At 46.7% G+C, this 1,239-nt stretch carries 1 protein-coding gene; it reads left to right on the top strand.

All coding sequences use genetic code 11. The annotated features are described in order from the left end of the window. Nucleotides 1-1,239 (top strand): type 2 periplasmic-binding domain-containing protein (locus tag GRP75_RS27365; protein ID WP_160790937.1); only part of this gene is annotated, 1,239 nt, incomplete at both ends.

The following is a 1,239-nucleotide window of genomic DNA, read 5'->3' as shown; positions in this document are numbered from 1 at the left end:
ACGGAAATTTACAAGCAGTATGCCACAGATAACATCAAGAACATTTACGAATCTTATGAGGGCCGTGCATTAGATAATGCGACGATAGATGGACGTTTAATGGGACTTCCGGCTACTTCCCTAGATTCCGCGCCAACCATGGTCTGGGTTCGTCAGGATTGGCTGGATTTACTGGGTATCCAACTTGACGCAGACGGAGACGGGGCCATCAAGCTGGATGATGTGGAGAAAACGGCCAAGGAATTCCTGAAAAGAGATCCTGGCCAATCCGGGAAACCGGTAGGTATTCCCTTTGTGAACACCCTGAATACAAGTGACTATAATGGTTCCGCCTATACCATGCTGGGAGTTGCCTCCACCAAGGGTGCATTCCCTCAATACTGGATGAAGGGAAAGGATGGCAGCATTGTTTATGGCTCGACAACAAAGGAAACCAAGCAGATGTTAGGCGTCATGGCAGATTGGTTCAAGAGAGGCATCATCGACCCGCAATTTGGAACACGCACATTTGATGATATTACGGCACTGTACACCAACGGCCAAAGCGGTATTGCTTTTGGACCATGGCATATTCCCGACTGGGGTCTGAGCAGCGTGAAGCAGATGGATAAGAATGCGAAATTCATGGCTTACACTTTGGAGGATGCAGACGGAAAGGTAAACGTGGCACACGCCAATCCAGCCAATCAGTTTATCGTTGTGAGAAAAGGATATGAACACCCGGAACTTGCCGTTAAAATAGTAAACCTTTTCTACGATAAACTGGCAAATGATAAAAATGTGGAAACATCTATGCCAGAAGCCGCCAAGTATCAAGAGAACGGCGTAGACGGTTCTACCAGACCTTTTAATATTGAAGTCAACTCGGCTACCTCGCTGCTGGATGATTACTCTGACGTTGTTCGCGGGATTAAAGGGGAGATTAGTCTGGATCAGGTCCGGACAACCGACTCAAAGAACAATAGTGAAAGTATCCAAACCTACTTGAGCGATATGGATACGGATAACGTAACAGCCTGGGCGAAATATCACTCGCGTATCAACGGAGTGGGACTCATCGACAAACTGACACGGGAAAACAAATTCGTCTGGATGACACCCGCTTTCTCTGGCACTACACCAAGCATGAAACAGACATGGGCTAATCTGACCAAGATGGAGCAGGAATCTTTCATCAAAATCGTGACTGGTGCAGAATCTCTGGATTACTTCGATACTTTCGTTAGCAATTGGAAGAAA

The organism is Paenibacillus sp. OT2-17 (assembly GCF_009827695.1).
GTDB classification, from domain to species: domain Bacteria; phylum Bacillota; class Bacilli; order Paenibacillales; family Paenibacillaceae; genus Paenibacillus; species Paenibacillus polymyxa_B.
The sequence above is the reverse complement of the archived record's forward strand: the minus strand, read 5'-3'. Positions and strand labels throughout refer to the sequence as shown.